The organism is Acinetobacter beijerinckii CIP 110307 (assembly GCF_000369005.1).
GTDB lineage: Bacteria > Pseudomonadota > Gammaproteobacteria > Pseudomonadales > Moraxellaceae > Acinetobacter > Acinetobacter beijerinckii.
In genome coordinates this window covers 504,153-521,126 of sequence record NZ_KB849764.1, presented here as the reverse complement: position 1 = coordinate 521,126, position 16,974 = coordinate 504,153, and the positions used below count along the sequence as shown (strand labels likewise).

Annotated in this window: 19 protein-coding genes; 8 read left to right on the top strand and 11 right to left on the bottom strand. The window is 36.4% G+C overall.

Translation table 11 applies throughout. The features are described 5' to 3' along the window. The first annotated feature begins 5 nt into the window (after positions 1-5). Positions 6-566 carry a tetratricopeptide repeat protein gene (locus F933_RS04040; protein WP_005058730.1) on the top strand — a complete coding sequence of 187 codons (561 nt, stop codon included), beginning with the start codon at positions 6-8 and terminating at the stop codon, positions 564-566. A 1-nt stretch (position 567) separates the two neighbouring features. Here F933_RS04040 and F933_RS04035 read toward each other — a convergent pair whose 3' ends face one another. Then, positions 568-1,479 (bottom strand): thiamine phosphate synthase, encoded by a 912-nt coding sequence (locus tag F933_RS04035; protein ID WP_005058729.1) that lies wholly within the window; start codon positions 1,477-1,479, stop codon positions 568-570. A gap of 177 nt (positions 1,480-1,656) precedes the next feature. On the opposite strand from F933_RS04035, the gene hemP reads away from it, so the two are divergent. Further along, positions 1,657-1,827 (top strand): hemin uptake protein HemP, encoded by a 171-nt coding sequence (gene hemP / locus F933_RS04030; protein WP_005058727.1) that lies wholly within the window; start codon positions 1,657-1,659, stop codon positions 1,825-1,827. A 93-nt stretch (positions 1,828-1,920) separates the two neighbouring features. Here the strand turns inward: hemP and F933_RS04025 are convergent, their stop codons facing one another. The 5 genes from F933_RS04025 to tsaA form a co-directional block, all read right to left on the bottom strand. Next, complete coding sequence (locus F933_RS04025; protein WP_005058725.1) at positions 1,921-3,249, bottom strand: sensor histidine kinase; 1,329 nt, start codon at positions 3,247-3,249, stop codon at positions 1,921-1,923. 1 nt (position 3,250) lies between these two features. Beyond that, a complete protein-coding gene (locus F933_RS04020) occupies positions 3,251-3,913 on the bottom strand; it encodes a response regulator transcription factor (RefSeq protein WP_005058723.1) in 663 nt (220 codons plus the stop codon). 93 nt (positions 3,914-4,006) lie between these two features. Further along, positions 4,007-4,372: a NirD/YgiW/YdeI family stress tolerance protein gene (locus F933_RS04015; protein ID WP_005058721.1), complete on the bottom strand. Its 366-nt coding sequence runs from the start codon at positions 4,370-4,372 to the stop codon at positions 4,007-4,009. A gap of 87 nt (positions 4,373-4,459) precedes the next feature. Continuing rightward, positions 4,460-6,238, bottom strand: a complete 1,779-nt coding sequence (gene tfpB / locus F933_RS04010) for a type IV pilus assembly ATPase TfpB (RefSeq protein WP_005053692.1) — start codon at positions 6,236-6,238, stop codon at positions 4,460-4,462. A 30-nt stretch (positions 6,239-6,268) separates the two neighbouring features. Continuing rightward, the gene (gene tsaA / locus F933_RS04005) at positions 6,269-6,994 is read right to left on the bottom strand and encodes a tRNA (N6-threonylcarbamoyladenosine(37)-N6)-methyltransferase TrmO (protein WP_171065934.1); all 726 of its coding nucleotides are present in this window, start codon (positions 6,992-6,994) and stop codon (positions 6,269-6,271) included. 118 nt (positions 6,995-7,112) lie between these two features. On the opposite strand from tsaA, the gene F933_RS04000 reads away from it, so the two are divergent. After that, positions 7,113-7,892: a ferredoxin--NADP reductase gene (locus tag F933_RS04000; RefSeq protein WP_005053688.1), complete on the top strand. Its 780-nt coding sequence runs from the start codon at positions 7,113-7,115 to the stop codon at positions 7,890-7,892. Positions 7,893-8,013: 121 nt separating this feature from the next. On the opposite strand, the gene F933_RS03995 is transcribed toward F933_RS04000, so the two are convergent. Next, positions 8,014-8,574: a TetR/AcrR family transcriptional regulator gene (locus tag F933_RS03995; RefSeq protein ID WP_005058717.1), complete on the bottom strand. Its 561-nt coding sequence runs from the start codon at positions 8,572-8,574 to the stop codon at positions 8,014-8,016. A 446-nt stretch (positions 8,575-9,020) separates the two neighbouring features. On the opposite strand from F933_RS03995, the gene F933_RS03990 reads away from it, so the two are divergent. Further along, a complete protein-coding gene (locus F933_RS03990) occupies positions 9,021-9,881 on the top strand; it encodes a hypothetical protein (RefSeq protein ID WP_005058716.1) in 861 nt (286 codons plus the stop codon). A 49-nt stretch (positions 9,882-9,930) separates the two neighbouring features. Here the strand turns inward: F933_RS03990 and F933_RS03985 are convergent, their stop codons facing one another. Beyond that, complete coding sequence (locus tag F933_RS03985) at positions 9,931-10,809, bottom strand: NAD(P)/FAD-dependent oxidoreductase (RefSeq protein ID WP_005058714.1); 879 nt, start codon at positions 10,807-10,809, stop codon at positions 9,931-9,933. 100 nt (positions 10,810-10,909) lie between these two features. On the opposite strand from F933_RS03985, the gene F933_RS03980 reads away from it, so the two are divergent. Together F933_RS03980 and F933_RS03975 are read left to right on the top strand one after the other, a co-directional pair. Further along, positions 10,910-11,347: an Rrf2 family transcriptional regulator gene (locus F933_RS03980; protein WP_005058712.1), complete on the top strand. Its 438-nt coding sequence runs from the start codon at positions 10,910-10,912 to the stop codon at positions 11,345-11,347. A 118-nt stretch (positions 11,348-11,465) separates the two neighbouring features. Further along, complete coding sequence (locus F933_RS03975; protein ID WP_034710472.1) at positions 11,466-11,921, top strand: DUF441 domain-containing protein; 456 nt, start codon at positions 11,466-11,468, stop codon at positions 11,919-11,921. An 88-nt stretch (positions 11,922-12,009) separates the two neighbouring features. On the opposite strand, the gene F933_RS03970 is transcribed toward F933_RS03975, so the two are convergent. Then, positions 12,010-12,930 (bottom strand): LysR family transcriptional regulator, encoded by a 921-nt coding sequence (locus tag F933_RS03970; protein ID WP_005053678.1) that lies wholly within the window; start codon positions 12,928-12,930, stop codon positions 12,010-12,012. A gap of 270 nt (positions 12,931-13,200) precedes the next feature. Here F933_RS03970 and F933_RS03965 point away from each other — a divergent pair, with 270 nt between their 5' ends. Further along, a complete protein-coding gene (locus F933_RS03965) occupies positions 13,201-13,884 on the top strand; it encodes an epoxyqueuosine reductase QueH (RefSeq protein WP_034710470.1) in 684 nt (227 codons plus the stop codon). Between the two features lie 69 nt (positions 13,885-13,953). Here the strand turns inward: F933_RS03965 and F933_RS03960 are convergent, their stop codons facing one another. Then, positions 13,954-14,745, bottom strand: coding sequence for a DUF4198 domain-containing protein (locus tag F933_RS03960; protein WP_005058705.1), 792 nt, complete (start codon positions 14,743-14,745; stop codon positions 13,954-13,956). Positions 14,746-14,936: 191 nt separating this feature from the next. Between F933_RS03960 and F933_RS03955 the strand changes: the two genes are divergently transcribed. Then, on the top strand, positions 14,937-16,142 hold the full coding sequence (locus F933_RS03955) for an MFS transporter (RefSeq protein ID WP_005058703.1): 1,206 nt from the start codon (positions 14,937-14,939) through the stop codon (positions 16,140-16,142). A gap of 26 nt (positions 16,143-16,168) precedes the next feature. On the opposite strand, the gene F933_RS03950 is transcribed toward F933_RS03955, so the two are convergent. Then, entirely contained in the window at positions 16,169-16,774 is a 606-nt protein-coding gene (locus F933_RS03950; protein ID WP_005058701.1) for a DUF2238 domain-containing protein, read from the bottom strand. Between the last annotated feature and the right edge of the window lie 200 nt (positions 16,775-16,974).

Here is a 16,974-nt window from a genome sequence, read left to right as displayed (position 1 = left end):
TGGACATGATTAAGCAATTAACGGTTATTATGGGCATGTTGGTCGTTGCAGGTTGTACCACTACACCTCAAAAAACATCGACTTCGCCCTCAAATCAAACCCCAACGACCAATACACAGAAAAAGAAGGTGACTCCACCTTCAACTGGCGTAAAGATCACACCATATAATCAGAAAGAAATTAAACGTCAAAATGTGCAGGTTGTTGTACCCCAACAAAAAGTGCAGCAAAAATTTAATGATGGTAGCCAACTACCTGCATTTAGAACTTTGATGCAAAAAACTCAAGTTGCTTATAAACAACAGCAACTTGCCGAAGCTGAACGTTATGCACTACAAGCACAACGTATTGCACCTCAAGCTTCAGAAACTTATTTATATTTAGCAATGATTGCCAATCAGCGCAAACAATATGCCAATGCTGAAGCATTAGCACGTCGTGGTTTGAGTTATGCACAAAGCAATGTTATGAAAAAACAACTTTGGTACATTGTTCTTAGAGCAAGCGAAGCACGCAACCATCCAATGAAAGCGCAAGAAGCTAAAAAAGCCATTCAAGCGCTTTAATTCATACAATAGAGCTAAACCCTCGAATGCCCGCAAGCCCATAAGCATCATGTTTTTGGGCTTGTTCTAAATCTGATGGGTTAACACCACCTAAAGCAAACACAGGAATATCACTTTTCCTTGCTAATTCTATAAAACCATCCCACCCTAATACTTTTGCATCAATATGCGTTTGAGTTGCATATACAGGACTTAGAAATACAGCATCACATCCAACATGATGGGCATGCTGTAAAGAAACAGCGTCATGACAAGCAGCGATAAATCTTTTACCTGTGACCAAGTCACCTTTTTTCAATTGCATTAACTGCGATTGCTTCAGATGAATAGATTTAATTTTTGTTTTTAATTCTGAATTAAGCTTGTTCCAAATATCGAAGTTTAAAATTAATTTATTCAATTGCTCAGACGTCAAACCAAGTAATTGCTGTTCAATAGCATTGATTTCATCAGATTCTACACGCCAATAAAATTCTGCATTACTCTCAGGTAAATCACTCATTTGATCACTAATTTTAATCAAATGTGACCATATCAAACGATCTAATATTGCTTTATTTGCTTTTGGAAAATTTAAACTCGCCAATTGACCACGGCTATACCATGTCCACGGTTGGTGAATAAGCTCTAATAATTCATCAGGCACATAAGCATGATATAGATGTAGATTAACAATCACATCATCGTATTCGTGGCATATTAGATCAAAGGAATGCCATTCTTTTAAACCAATACCAACCTCTTCATAAACCTCTCTACGACAGGCTTGTTCAGGTGTTTCCCCTGCTTCAACTTTCCCACCAGGAAATTCATGCTTATTTCCTTGATGCTGATCTACTTGCCTCCAACCGACAAGAACTTTGGATTTATGTAATAAAATTGCGATTGCAACATCAACTGTAGCTTTAGACATAACAGTTTAAAATCTCTCATATTTTCATATTAATTTTAAGTAAAACGACCATCAATTCACATGTTAAAAAACATAATTAATGAATGATTTTGTAATTTTTTTAAATTTCCGTTGACAGGCCTATTCGATAATGATTATCATTTAAAACATTAAAAAACACACCACGGAGCATAACAAATGAACGCACCATTTAGCCTATTTACTCGTAGTACTGATACCGCTCACTCTTTACCGATGCTACATTCAAATAACTTATTTGCATTAGGTCGTGAAATTCGAATCATGCACGCAGGAGAAGAATATCGCTTACGTTTAACACGTAACAATCGCTTAATTCTAACTAAGTAAAATAATAAAAACGGAACAATAATAAACGTGGAAATAGCAGTATGTCAGCGCATACTGCTTTTTATTTTTTATGTCTTAATAAAAACATATAACTTAACGCATCAATCGAATAACAACTTTTAAACTACCATTCTCAGAATGCATAAATAAAATTTTGCCGTGATGCAAATCTATAATTTTTTTACAGATTGATAAACCGAGACCTGAACCTTGCGTTTTAGTACCCAAAGCTCTATAAAAACGCTCTCCTAATCGCTCCAAAACCTCTGAACTAATACCTTGCCCTTCATTCTCGAATGTAAGTTCTAGAAACTCAAGTTGCTGTTCTACAGTTAAATAAACATTTCCGCCAATGGGTGTATAACGAATCGCATTATCTAAGATATTTCTTATACAGGTAAAAATGAGTTGTTGATTCGCTACGATCATGCAATTTTCAACTCTACTTTTTTGAATAAACTTAATCGACTTCTCATTTACAAAAAAAGTTAGAGCTTGGATTACTTCATCAATCGTTTCTTGTATATCAAAAGATGATTTAGGCAGATTTTCTGGCTTCTCTGGATCTAAACGCGCCAATAATAATAAGTTCTCTAATGTTTGAATACCGCGACTTACATCTTGCTGCATTTGTACAAAGTCATGAGCACGTTCAGGATATTTGCGTTGTAATAACTGTAATCGCAGTTGTATAGCAGATAATGGCGATCTCAACTCATGTGATGCATCAGCAGTAAATCGTTGTTCGGCTTGTAAAGATTGATCCAAACGCTCCAATAAATGATTTAATTGTTTGAGCATCGGTTGTAATTCTTTTAGTTCAATTTCTCTTGCTTGAATGGGGCTAAGATCATCTACATTTTTTTCAGATATTTCAGTTGATAATTGATGAATGACACGAAATTGATGCTTAATCAAAAAATGTAAAATCAACCATTGGATGAACCAAACCATGATTAAAATGAATGAATACCATAAGAAATTATGAAGTAACTCTTTAAAACGCTCTCCTAAAGGTTGTATCAATAGCACTTGCATATTTGACTGCTTATCTGTAGCTGTATAACTTCGCCATAGCTGATGATCTTGCCAAATAAAGCCGTAATTTTCGTCTCCAGTGCTTAATCGATAGTAGGTTTGATCTAGTTTAAAATCTTCAGATTGAGTCAAAGTGTATTGCGGATTACTTAATCGATATTGAATATCAAACTGCTCACTCAATTCATCTATTTGCTGACCTGATGCGGTTGTTAAATCTGCGATCAGTAACATGTCAGAAATCTCATCCATGATTTCATCTTGAATTTGCATGGTTTGATAGATAGAAATAATAATAAATAAAAGTAATGCCAAAGTTCCAGCGATGACTGAACTTGCTACAGATGTTTTGATCAGTTTGCTTTGTAAAGAGACAACTTTCATTCTACTCTTCCTGATGCATTCGATAGCCTAAACCCCGTATGGTTTTGATGTAATGTCCGCCAATTTTTTTACGAATTTGATAAATAAAAACTTCAATTGCATTACTTTCAATTTCATCTCCCCATGCATAAAGTGATTCTTCAAGCTGCTCACGTGTCAAAATATGATTCGTTTTTTGCATGAGCTTATACAAAATCTGAAACTCTTTGGCAGTAAGGTTGATGGGTTTACCTGCTTTCACAAGTGTTTTCGCTTGAGGATCAAGTTGTAAATCTAAAAAATTAAGATACTGACCAACTTCTGAGTGATGGTGTCTCAACTGGGAACGGACACGAGCGGACAACTCCTCTAAATTAAAAGGTTTAACCAAATAGTCATTTGCACCTAAATCTAATCCTTCAACACGATCATGAACATGATCTTTTGCTGTGATAAAAATGACAGGTGTTTTCATATTTTGGCGACGTATCGTTTTTAGAATGTCGTCTCCCAATGCCTGAGGTAAACCTCTATCTAATAATATACAGTCATATTGATGTTGTTCGATTGCAGCAATCACGTAATCACCTCGCTCAACCCAATCGACGCTGTAACCATCCATTTCCAGCCAGTCTTTAATGCTTTCTGCTTGAGAAGCATCGTCTTCAGCCAATAAAATTCGCATCAATAAACGCTCTCATTTTATTTTCAATATTGAATTAAAGCATAAACAAAAAACCACATGAATATCATGTGGTTTTCTATTGACAATCTGTGATTAGAATTGAACTTGATCCACATCAACTTCAACACGTTTCGCTGGTTTGTAGTCAATGTCTATTTCGCCAATAATGGTCACAGGTGTTTTAGCTGAAATTGGTTTCCCTTGCCATAAATCATCGTCAATATCGACAGTAATACTGCCAGTTTGATCACTGAATTGGTACTTTTCATCACCTGTGGATTTAACGACATAGCCTTTCAATTGCACAGGTGTATCATCTTTTAACGTTAACGCCTGTTTGACAGTTGTTGTCTGTGTTGGTGCTAAAGCTTGTTGGTTAACTGCACCTGTATTTGCAACTGCAAACGTTGTAACACCAACTAAACCAGCAACAACTGCAACTTTAGAAAATAGGTTCATCTTTATACCCTCATCATTGTTCATCATTTCGATGTAGTCATTAAAACAAATGAAAATGAGGCGAATCTGAAGATTAAAATTTTCTGTTTAATTCAAAGGCACCACTCGCAATACTTCCTCTAATGTGGTCATACCTTCAATCACTTTACGCGCACCCGCAATACGCAAAGGTTCAACACCTTCTTTTTTTGCCTGTGCTTTTAAGTCATTCAATGTGCCATTGGCACTGATAATCGACTTTAACTCTAAACTAACAGGCATGAACTCATAAATTCCGACACGACCTTTGTAACCAGTTTGACGACAAACTTCACATCCAACTGCCTTATACATAGTCTCTGGCATATCCATCATATAATCAAAGGTCAGATGCTCCCATTGTTGCTCATTCATCTGTGTTTGTTGTTTACAATGAGGACAAAGTTTACGCACTAATCGTTGCGCCAAAATGCCTAAAATAGTGGCTGCTGTCAAAAATGGTTGAATACCTAAATCATGTAAGCGTGTAAGACTTGAGGGAGCATCGTTAGTATGTAAGGTTGATAAGACCAAGTGACCTGTTAAAGCCGCTTGAATCGCCATATTTGCAGTATCATGATCTCGAACCTCACCGACCATAATAATGTCTGGATCTTGGCGCATTAAAGCACGTACACCATCAGCAAAACCAAGTTCAATATTCGGATTGACCTGCATCTGATTAAAACTTGGTTCCAACATTTCAATTGGATCTTCAATCGTACAGACATTGACTTGTTCGGTAGCCAATTGTTTTAATGAAGAATATAAGGTTGTGGTTTTCCCCGAACCTGTTGGCCCTGTGACCAAAATAATACCGTGGCTGTGCTGCGTCAGCTGCTGCCAACTGTGTAGTAAATGCCCTTCAAATCCCAACTGTTGAAAACTACGTACCAATACTTCGGGATCAAAAATACGCATAACCAACTTTTCACCAAAGGCGGTTGGTAGTGTTGATAATCGCAGTTCGGTTTCTTGTCCTTTTGGGGTACGGGTTTTTAAGCGACCATCTTGAGGTTTGCGTTTTTCAGCGACATTCATACGACCAAGAATCTTAATACGAGAAATAACAGCAGTAAGTGTATTGGCTGGCATATTATAAATCGTGTGCAAAACGCCATCTATACGAAAACGCACCTTACCTTTATCTTTGCGTGGCTCTAGATGAATATCACTTGCACCTTGTTCAAAGGCAAACTGCAATACCCAATCTACTAATTTCACAATATGTTGATCGTTGGCATCGGGATTTTGTGTATCACCGAGTTGTAATAGCGCTTCTACACCTTTGTTATCTCGATCAAATGATGTCGTACTTTGTGATGAGTTGACTGCTCGACTAACTTGGTAATACTCAACAATATAGCGTTGTAATTGTTCAGGGCTCAATAAAACTTTTTCGATTTTACGAGGCGCTAAACTTCGCTCTAAATTGTTCAACCATTCTGTTGTAAAGGGCTGATCTGTTCCAATTAAAATCCTATCCGCTTGGACTTCAACAGCTAAAATATGATTTCTAACAGCAAACTCTTGCGACATCACACTTGTTAGTGCTGCAACATCTGCTTTGAGTGGATCAATCACAAACAGCGGAATTTCTGCTTTTTCTGCTAACCATAGACACAAACGATTCAAGGTTAAAGTATTTGGTACATTTAACTGATCTTTTAAGTTAAAGCTCGCAATCCATTGCAACGGATGCCATTTCAACTGATCCTTTTGACGATGAGTGGTTTGAATAAGAAGCTTATCTCTTTCTGTAATTCGCCCATCTTTTTGTAGTTGCTCTAAACACCACGTTACATCGATCGTAAATGAAAAGTTTGCAAATTTCGCCTGCGCTTGCATAACCGTTTATTCCCCAAATTTATGAATCATTTATATTTTTAAGTTTGTTTGCTCTACATTTATAACCGTGACATTCTGATCGTCCACAGTAAAACGAATATTCACTTCAGCAAAACACATTCCATAGACTCGCTCTGCATCATTTTGATACGCAGGTCGAGGATCTAAAGATAACACTTGTTCTAGTTCATCAAGTACTTTTTTATTCAAAATAGATTGCTTCAATAATTGGCTTTGTTGTAGTTGAGCATTTTGCGTCCAAACCACAACTTTTCTCGATGGCTCATCTTGGGCATACCCGCTGATTGAATCCTGAATCGCGTCCGAGTATTGGATATATGGTTTGATGTCTAAAATTGGTGTTCCATTTAATAGATCACTACCTGAAACATAAAGCCGTATAGATTTGCCAATTTTTTCTACTCTTTTAAATCGTACTACCGATAAACCAATTGGAGCTGGACGATACATGCTTCGTGTAGCGAAAACACCTATTTTCTGGTTGCCTCCAAGTCTTGGCGGTCGCACTTGTGAACGAAATTTAGACATTTGATTCAAAGAGTTATCTGAATTTTTATTTTCATGAAACTGCCATAACAACCATAAATGGCTAAACTCTTCAATTCCATCAAACGCCAAAACATCATTGTAAGGCTCGCTCATTTCAATATATGACTCAATCTCAACCAAGTTAGGTTGTCTTGGAATACCAAATTTCTCTCGATAAGGAGAGTTCATGTAACCGATTATCGGCATCACTACAGAATCGTTCATCACTTTTTCTTATAAACACAATTAAATATATTCAGTTTATCGAGAATGATTTTAGATTAGAATAGCAACCTGTTTCTTTTAACTGTGATCGAGACCTTTAATGGCTGCTTTTAACGTTGAACGCATTACTCATGTTCACCACTGGAATGACACACTTTTCAGTTTTAAAACGACACGCGATACAAGCCTACGTTTTAAAAATGGTCAGTTTGTGATGATCGGTCTTGAAGTGAATGGTAAGCCTTTAATGCGCGCTTATTCGATCGCGAGTGCAAATTATGAAGAAGAACTAGAATTCTTCTCGATTAAAGTACAAGACGGTCCATTAACTTCTATTTTACAAAAAGTACAAGTGGGCGACGAAATTCTTATTTCTAAAAAGCCTACAGGCACTTTAGTACATGATGATTTATTACCAGGTAAAAACTTGTACCTTTTGTCTTCTGGTACGGGTCTTGCACCATTCCTTTCACTTCTTCGTGATCCAGAGACTTATGAAAAATTTGAAAAAGTGATCATGGTACATGGTACACGTTATGTATCAGAGCTTGCTTATCAAGATTTGATTTTAAATGAATTACCAAATCATGAGTTTTTCGAAGAGTTAGGTATCAAAGATAAATTAGTTTACTACCCAACTGTTACTCGTGAACCATTCCACACTCAAGGTCGTGTTACGACAGCAATTGAAACTGGCGAATTATTTGAGAAAATAGGTTTACCACGTTTCAATCGCGAAACAGACCGCGCAATGCTTTGTGGTAGCCCTGCTTTTCTAAAAGATGTTGCTGCTTTACTTGATCAACATGGTTTAGTCGAATCTCCACGCATGGGCGTTATGGGTGATTATGTAATCGAACGAGCGTTTGTTGAAAAATAATTTTTAACGGTATTAAAAAACCGAGGTGATTACCTCGGTTTTTTAATTTTAAATAAATAATAATTAAGAATATATTTATATTAATCACCATAAGATAGTTTATTAAGAAATACTTAATATATTATGCAGCATCTAGATTAATGAGTTTTTCAATATAATACCAACATTCCTCTATCTGAGCATGATCTTTATTCACTTTGGCATAAGCCGTCATTCCATCCAATATATTTATATACATAGATGTTAATACATGAGGTTGATAAACTTTCGCTTTTTCAAATAAATCTTCGAGCAATGTCATTAACCACTCTCGATAAGCAACAATAGGACCAATAATAGATGGATACTGTTGCAATATTTCAAGTGATGCTTTTTGAAACATACATCCATGAAAGTCATCTGAGTTAAACCATGCTAAATGCCAAAAATAAACTGCTTTGATTTTCCCTAAGTAGTCATCTTCATCTTTTAAACTGATTTCACTTTCAATAGCCTCTTGGATACTTTTATTCCGACGTGACAAACACTCTTCTATCAAGTTTTCTTTCGATGGAAAGTACTTATAGAAGGTCATCTTGGCGACGCCTGATTCACTTATGATACGATCCACCCCAACTGAGCTGTAGTTATAGCGGTTAAAGAGATTCAGAGCCGTTGCAATAATATCTTCTTTTTTTGACATTTTATTATCCTTTTAGAATTCTATCAAAAAACTTAATGCATTATTTAGACATAGTTAAGCTGGTGATTTCTGGCAACTATGTTAATTTATATTCTTTTAAGAACATTCTAGAAAATATGAAATTTTTCTTTATTGTCTCACCTTATAAATTAAGCAAAAATTGAATAACAAACAAGATCATTTGTAAAAAAATTTTTCTATTTTAAAAAAATTAAAATATATAGTGAAGTATATCACCTTTTGCTAAAATTTAGGTTAATTAACGAACTATATTTATATTTTTTAGATTGCTTAATAAATTGATTTCACAAAAAAATCATTTTATATTTAAATTATCCAATAAAAAGATATTTGGTTGAACTAATAGTTATATTCAAAAGCAACCAAAGTAAATCTAAACTATATAATTGGAAAAGCAATAATATTAATTCATTGAGTACAAAACTATGCCAAAACAATTTGAAGATTTTGATAACCCAAGACAGAAAGCTATAGACGGAATGAAAAATAGTATTTCTGAAGAACAATGGAACAAGAATGTTAAATTTCTGAGTGATTTAAGAGCAGAAATTTCCAATCATCCTGTTTCAAAGCATCCTGCTATCCAACTGCTAAATGATGGTTTAATAGATAAAGAAACACTGAAACACATTCATTTAGAATATCGCCATGCCATTGTTCAAGTATTCACTGATGCTTTATTAATGGCTCAATTCCAAACTAAGCAACTTGAACCACGATTGTTATCGGGTTCAAAAATGTTTCCACGCTTTTTACTTAATCTAAACATTCTTGACGAATTTGGTTTCCGTCCAGCCCTAGACAAAGATGGATACTATTCAGGTAATCCTCAATACGCGCATTATCCGCTTTTTGAAGATGTTCTAAATGAGTTTGATCTAACTCAAGCAGAGCGAAATAACTATCAACCTTCAATTATTGCTCAACAAGTTCGTAACTATTTAGAAGACTCATTTGATTGTTATCATGCAGTAGCTGCTCTGTTGGCTGTGGCTGAAGAAGAAGTTATTTTATTTAGCCCTGCTTTACGTCAAGCAACAAGTGCCGTTGGCTTTGATGTTGATAGCGGTTATTACTTTGTGCATGGCGTTTCTCATGATGAAACTGCGGAAGCAGCTGATGATGATCATGAAGATGACTTATGGTTTGTTTTGGCTCAAGCTTGTGTAGAATCTGACTACAGCTCGATTCGTCAAATCTGTCTAGAATATTGTGACTTATGGCAACAATTTTGGGATGAGCAAATTGTTAGTTATCAGTATGAAGCATTTCGTAAATTGGCTTAAATTTAGAAAAGAACCTTCTCTATTTTTGTATAGAGAAGGTTTTTTAAACTTAAAATATAAGTGATCTATGAGCCGCTACGCCTGCCATCGTACCATCACCAACAGCGAGCGAAACTGACCCACCTAAACGGGCGACATCCCCACAGGCAAAAATACCCATTTCAGAAGTTTCTTTTAATGCATTGGTTTTAATCATTTCACCCATAATATTTTGTTCAATTTCACAGCCTAATTTATAGATCCAATCTTGCGAAATCAGACATTTACTGGTTACAAATATGCCATCCATCTTCATTTTGCTGTCATCTTCTAAAACAAGGGTTGATTGCTCGATAATTTCCTTAATCGGTCTATCTTCAATGCTAACTCCCCTTGCTATTAATTGCTCTCGCACATCAGTTTCAATTGACTGATTGTTTAAAAAAAATGTAACACTTCCCCAGTCTGGTAACATCATCCCCATATGTACTGAATGCTCTGAACTCGCAATTAGTCCAATGCTGCCTTGATTCAACTCATAACCATGACAATACGGGCAATGAAAAATAGTTTCGCCCCACCTCTCAACTAAGCCTTTAATATTAGGTAATTGATCAGTCACGCCCGTTGCGATTATGATTTTCTTGGCAATTACCGCATGCGTAGCATCAATACAAATATGAAATTGATCATCTCTTTTTTCAATCCGTTTTACCGATCCATCTTGCCAAGCTACAGTTTCATATTGCAATAATTGCTGCTTACCCACTCTCGCAATTTCTGTAGCGTCAGTACCATCTTGAGTTAAAAATCCATGTGAGAACTTCGCAAATCGATTTCTTCTTTGCCCCGCATCAATCACAACTATATTTTTTCTAGCTCGGGCTAATGGTAATCCAGCCGCCAATCCCGCATAGCTACCACCAATAATTGCCACATCATAAATCATACCAACACCATTAAGTAACTTTTAAAGTTACACTAATGCTTTTCATTTTAATTTGCAACTTTTAATGTTACATTAATATTTTATTTATGCTGATTCTGTTATGCGTACTGATAGTAAACTTTCTCGGATGCTTCATGTTCTGCTTCATATGTCGAGAAACAATAAAATTTTTACTTCTGATGAAATTGCTCTGATGTTATCTACAAATCCTGTGGTGGTCAGGCGTACTATGGCTGGTTTAAAAAAAGCCGGTTTTATTCAATCCGAGAAAGGACCTAAAGGTGGTTGGTTACTGATTAGTAATTTAGAGAGCATTACTTTATTTGATATTTACAATGCTGTAGGTGAACCCACAATATTTGCAATCGGAAATGAAAGAGACAATCCAAACTGTGCAGTTGAACGAGTGGTCAATGCAGCCTTGGATGATGCTATGAATCAAGCACAATTGATTTTATTGTCAAAATTAAAGTCCACTACCCTTGCTGATCTTGCTTTACAATTTGATCAAATTTGCAATAAAGAATTACATCATTGAAGTTTAAAAGATTAAGTAAATTTTTTATAAGATTGAACTAAGTTAATATTCAAATTTGAACAAAATCACACTGTCATTTACTGTACAATTCAACTTTCTTATGTCTGATTTTTCTAATATGTTATCGCAACTTGATGTCAATTTACTGGTTCTGCTAATTTTATTAGGCTTCGGCGTTTTTAGTCAAAACACTGCAATTATTATAGCAATTGGCGTTTTGATCGTTATTAAACTCACACCTCTCGCTGAATTTTTCCCTTATATACAACAACATGGTCTCAATATCGGCATTATTATTTTAACTATAGGTGTTCTTGCTCCGATCGCAAGTGGAAAACTTAGTGGTGAAAGCATTTTAAAATCATTTATTAGTGTTAAATCTTTACTAGCGATCGCTGTTGGTCTCTTAGTGGCATGGTTAGGTGGTCGTGGTGTAAAACTTATGACACACCAACCTGATGTTGTAGCTGGATTATTAATTGGAACGGTTGCAGGCGTTGCGCTTTTACGGGGTGTTCCTGTAGGTCCACTCATCGCTGCTGGAATATTATCTTTGCTGATTGGAAAGTCCTAACTCAAAAGTTTTTGAGATTTAGATTGATCTAAGGGCTACGGCGAAACATTCTTATTTCCGCCGTCGCTAATTAAATATGCAATTTTATTTATCGATCGTAATACATCGCTCTCTTTTGTGAAAACTTCTCTAATTGTTTGAGAAAACCTTCAAAGTAATTTTTTTGTTTGTCTTCAGTTCGATAACCAGCGTACAAAGTACGTCTTAAACCTTTTTCTGAGACACAATCCAATCGACGACTGACGACCCAACCTTTTTGCTCATATTCATTCACCACCCAATCTGGCAATGCTGCAATACCGCGACCACTCGCAACCAACTGAATTAACATCTGAGTCAAATCTGTAGTTCGAATATGCTTTGGTTGAATATTTTCAGGAATAAATAAATGCGCCATGATATCTAGTCGATGTTTATCAACAGGATACGTAATTAAGGTTTCTTCCGCTAAGTCTTGCACTGTAACGTGTTCTGAGCGTACCAGTGGATGCGTATTTGACAGCACTAAACGAGATTCATATTCAAAAATTGGGAAGTATTCAATATCTTTTAATGCAATTGGATCTGCTGTGATCAATAAGTCAAATTCTGCATTTTGTAATAACTCATGCGGATTAGACTCGAAACCTGCTGCAAAGTCTAAGTCGACATCTGGATATTGTTGACGATATTGATTAAGTAGAGGCATTAACCAATCAAAACAACTATGGCATTCTGATGAGAAAATTATTCGTCCAGTTTGACCATGTACAATACGAGTAATATCTGATTGGGCAATTTGCACTTGTGGCAATATATCATCTGCCAATTTGAGTAGACGCTCCCCCACATTCGAGAAGCTAACTGGACGGCTACGACGATTCACTACTTCAACGCCATACCAGTGATCTAATTCTTTTAACTGATGTGAAATAGCTGATGGCGTAAGACATAAATCTGAGGCAGCAGCGACTAATGAGCCGTGCTCTCTTAAAGCATGAAGTGTTTTTAAATGACGAAGTTCTAACACAAGCCAAACCAAAATTGAATTTATTTCATCTTATCATTAAATTAATGAGTTTGTCTCACCAAGAATAATATTTGATTATTGCATTAACATTCATGCTTTAAAAATATATAACGCCTTAGTCGTTTAATGCTCAGTTAATTGTCAGACTGTTAAAATTGTACTGCTTATTAAAAAAAATTCAGTTAGAGCTGAGAACATTTCATTAAATTGAAACCCTCCAAGTATTTAAAACTTTTACAATAGATGATTCACTTTTCAAACATTGCTGATATGACACAACAAAGTCAAAAGACACTTGAACGCCAAATGCTCACGCTACCTGAAGGGCATAAAAAACTGTTGCTGCATTCATGTTGTGCGCCATGTTCAGGTGAAGTCATGGAAACTTTAATAGAGTCAGGCATTGAGTTTTCGATCTTTTTTTATAACCCAAACATTCATCCTGTGAAAGAATATTTGATTCGTAAAGAGGAAAATATTCGATTTGCCGAGAAGCATAATATTCCATTTATCGACTGTGACTACGACACTGACAACTGGTTTGCCCGTGCCAAAGGCATGGAAAATGAGCCTGAGAAAGGTATTCGCTGCACCATGTGTTTTGACATGCGCTTTGAACGCACAGCGCTGTATGCCTTTGAAAATGGCTTTAGCCTAATCAGTAGTTCGCTCGGCATTTCACGCTGGAAAAATATGCAGCAAATCAATGACTGTGGTTTACGTGCAGCGGAGCATTATCCAAATATTCAATATTGGGATTATAACTGGCGCAAATATGGTGGTGCGGTACGTATGCTTGAAATCAGTAAGCGAGAAGAGTTCTATCAACAAGAATACTGTGGCTGTGTCTATTCACTCAGAGATAGCAATCGCTGGCGTATGAGTAATGGTCGTGACCGTATCCAATTAGGTGTGAAGTTTTATAGCAATGCAATGGATGATGAGTCAAATTAGGCGAATTAGTAATTTTTAAGAATTTGTCTAAATACAAGGCTAACTCATTTGAATTAGCCTTTTCGTTTCTTAATTTACAGCAACGCTGATAATACTATAGAACTGATTGCTTGGCTTTTGCTTCGCGTCAACCGCCTCACTAACTTCAATCAGATACTCACCTGCTTTTGCAAATATCAAGTCAGCACTACCATCCGCGGCTGTTTTTAAACTAATACCTTGCTTGTCAGTTGCACCTTTAGCACGAATGATCACATTAGCATGAGCCAATGCTTGATTCGATTTAGATGCCTTAATTTTGACGGTTTGATTGGATTTTAGCTCACTAGGATGTGTTAAAAAGTCAACTTGAATCGGAGCTGTACTTGCTTGAACAGGTGTGTTCTTGTCTTTAGACACGTAAGTCAATAATGTCCATTCACGAGTAATTTCAACAGGCGTAATTTTTTTCGATTTTAAGTCAGAAGGAATAACAAAATCACGTTCAGCTTTGGCAGGTGCTTTGTCTGCTGGCATATCAAAGAACATTTTCCATTCTTTTTGATCTTGTACATATTTCAATGGATAACTAGCGCTGGTTTTAATGCTATAAGTTCCAGCTTCAGGCAATTTTAAATCAAATACGGTTGCCGAACCCAATTTAGACTCTGCTGCAACTGTGGTTTTGGCATTATTTGGGCTAGTCACTTCAAATTTCGCATCTTTTAGTGCATATTCACTTTGCAAAGCTTCTTCTGCATAACCTGAAATAATAGCGACTTGGGTTTGTCCAGTGGTATATGCGAGCGGTGCGACATAGGGTTCATGAGCAAAGCTAAAACCTGAAACAAGCAGTAATGAACTGATTAATAATTTTTTCATTTTATTTCCACCCTTTGAATATCTTCATTTAAACGTCTGCTTTGCATTATACATAAATGAAAATAATTATCATTCAAATTATTTTCTAATAAGCTATATTTAAAAATTGATTAAGATAAAATTGTGTTCCATTTCACCTTTTTGAAAGCAAGTTGAATATAATACGATGGCACTTTTAGACTACAAGTTATATGTCCTCACCAAACTCGCCCTCACACAATTATTCTCTATTCCTTGTTATTTTCTCCCTTGCTGTTGGTAGTTTCTGTATTGGTACGACAGAATTTGTGGTAATGGGGCTGATTCAGGAAATTGCCACTGATTTAAATGTCAGTGTTCCGCATGCAGGCTATTTCATTAGTGCTTATGCACTTGGCGTGATGGTTGGCGCCCCTATTATTGCAATATTGGGAGCAAAAGTACCCCGTAAGACACTTTTGTTGAGTCTGATGCTTTTTTATGGGTTGGCAAATGCGGTAACAGCTTTTGCAACCACCTCTGAAACTATGCTGATTTCTCGCTTTATTGCAGGTTTTCCACATGGTGCATACTTTGGTGTAGCAGCATTAGTAGCGGCTGAATTGGCTGGAAAACAACGTCGCGCAACCGCGATTGCACAAGTCATGATGGGTCTAACGATTGCCAATGTGATCGGCGTACCAATTGCTACATGGTTGGGTCAACAATTTGGATGGAAATCAGGTTTTGAATTTTCTGCCGCGATTGCATTCATCACACTGATAGGTGTCAGTCTATTTGTGCCCAATATTCCATTACAAAAAACTGCCAGTATCAAAGCTGAATTGGCAGGTTTAAAAAATATCAATATGTGGCTCACTCTTGCCGTGGGTGCGATTGGATTTGGTGGGATGTTCTCTGTATATAGTTATGTTTCACCAATTTTGACTGAATATACACATGCTGATATCCGTATCGTTCCTGTAGCTTTAGCTATTTGGGGAGTCGGTATGGTGATTGGTGGCTTAATCGCTGGATGGTTAGCAGATAAAAGCCTATTTAAAACCATGATTGGAATTTTAGTGAGTTCTGCACTCGCGTTTGTAGCAGCAAGTTTTATGATGTCTAATCTTTATACCGCAATTACAGCACTATTTTTGATTGGCTTTACCGTCATAGGATTAGGTGGTGCATTGCAGACTCATTTAATGGATATCGCAGGTGATGCGCAGACCTTAGCCGCTTCGCTAAACCATTCAGCATTTAACTTGGCAAATGCACTTGGTGCATTCTTGGGCGGTTGGGTGTTGAGTCATAATATGGGGTGGTTAGCACCGATCTGGGTTGGCTTTGTATTAAGTTTAGGTGGCTTAGCCATCTTATTAATTGCTTTGGCTTATGCTAAATATTCAAAGAAAAGTGAATCTGTCATTTCTTAAAGGCAGATTCATCGCTTTGTCTATGACTACATTAACTTTGCAATTTGTCGATCATGCCATCGAGATAACAACAGTAAGGCTGTGATCGACCCAATCAGTGCAAAGAACATATCTGATTGCGTATCCCACTCATCACCTTGCGTTCCCAAAAACTCTTCTGCACCTTGCCCCAAAGACAATGCCGCCGCCCATTCAATCAATTCATAACTGGCACTGATTGCCAATACAATACAGATCACAATGAAACTGAGCATTTTGCCTTTGGCTAGAATATGATTACGAATCAGAATTTCACGCACAGCTATGGCAGGCACAAAGCCCTGCATAAAATGCCCAAGCTTGTCATAAGGATTTCGATCCAAACTAAACCATTGCGCTATTTCGAAACCCAAAGGCACACGTGCATAGCTATATGCCCCACCAACAATTAATACAATCGCATGTGAGAAAATAAGCACATACAAAATCGCAGTCAGTGGAAAAGCTTTATATGTGGCAAATAATAACGGTAGCACAATCAATACAGGTATGACTTCAAGCCACCAAGTGATTCGATCAAAAGGTTGTATGCCAGAAATCACTAATAAAATGACCAGAATCATCGTACCAAAGCATAAAAAAGAAAAACGCATTAGCTTATATATGTATTGTTTATTTCATAGCATCATATAAAAAATCCGAAGACAATACTTCGGAGATTGATTATAAAATGTCTGAATTGCATCTCTATTCAAGTCATCTATCTACATTTTTTTAAGATGCTCGATGATAAATTTGTACGAAGACTCAGCGTACATGAGTTACTTTATGTCAAATTTTTCGTTACTACATA

Coding starts and splice junctions, on each gene's coding strand:
- F933_RS04040 (WP_005058730.1), top strand. CDS start 6: ATGATTAAGCAATTAACGGTTATTATGGGCATGTTGGTCGTTGCAGGT.
- F933_RS04035 (WP_005058729.1), bottom strand. CDS start 1,479: ATGTCTAAAGCTACAGTTGATGTTGCAATCGCAATTTTATTACATAAA.
- hemP (WP_005058727.1), top strand. CDS start 1,657: ATGAACGCACCATTTAGCCTATTTACTCGTAGTACTGATACCGCTCAC.
- F933_RS04025 (WP_005058725.1), bottom strand. CDS start 3,249: ATGAAAGTTGTCTCTTTACAAAGCAAACTGATCAAAACATCTGTAGCA.
- F933_RS04020 (WP_005058723.1), bottom strand. CDS start 3,913: ATGCGAATTTTATTGGCTGAAGACGATGCTTCTCAAGCAGAAAGCATT.
- F933_RS04015 (WP_005058721.1), bottom strand. CDS start 4,372: ATGAACCTATTTTCTAAAGTTGCAGTTGTTGCTGGTTTAGTTGGTGTT.
- tfpB (WP_005053692.1), bottom strand. CDS start 6,238: ATGCAAGCGCAGGCGAAATTTGCAAACTTTTCATTTACGATCGATGTA.
- tsaA (WP_171065934.1), bottom strand. CDS start 6,994: ATGCCGATAATCGGTTACATGAACTCTCCTTATCGAGAGAAATTTGGT.
- F933_RS04000 (WP_005053688.1), top strand. CDS start 7,113: ATGGCTGCTTTTAACGTTGAACGCATTACTCATGTTCACCACTGGAAT.
- F933_RS03995 (WP_005058717.1), bottom strand. CDS start 8,574: ATGTCAAAAAAAGAAGATATTATTGCAACGGCTCTGAATCTCTTTAAC.
- F933_RS03990 (WP_005058716.1), top strand. CDS start 9,021: ATGCCAAAACAATTTGAAGATTTTGATAACCCAAGACAGAAAGCTATA.
- F933_RS03985 (WP_005058714.1), bottom strand. CDS start 10,809: ATGATTTATGATGTGGCAATTATTGGTGGTAGCTATGCGGGATTGGCG.
- F933_RS03980 (WP_005058712.1), top strand. CDS start 10,910: ATGCGTACTGATAGTAAACTTTCTCGGATGCTTCATGTTCTGCTTCAT.
- F933_RS03975 (WP_034710472.1), top strand. CDS start 11,466: ATGTTATCGCAACTTGATGTCAATTTACTGGTTCTGCTAATTTTATTA.
- F933_RS03965 (WP_034710470.1), top strand. CDS start 13,201: ATGACACAACAAAGTCAAAAGACACTTGAACGCCAAATGCTCACGCTA.
- F933_RS03960 (WP_005058705.1), bottom strand. CDS start 14,745: ATGAAAAAATTATTAATCAGTTCATTACTGCTTGTTTCAGGTTTTAGC.
- F933_RS03955 (WP_005058703.1), top strand. CDS start 14,937: ATGTCCTCACCAAACTCGCCCTCACACAATTATTCTCTATTCCTTGTT.
- F933_RS03950 (WP_005058701.1), bottom strand. CDS start 16,774: ATGCGTTTTTCTTTTTTATGCTTTGGTACGATGATTCTGGTCATTTTA.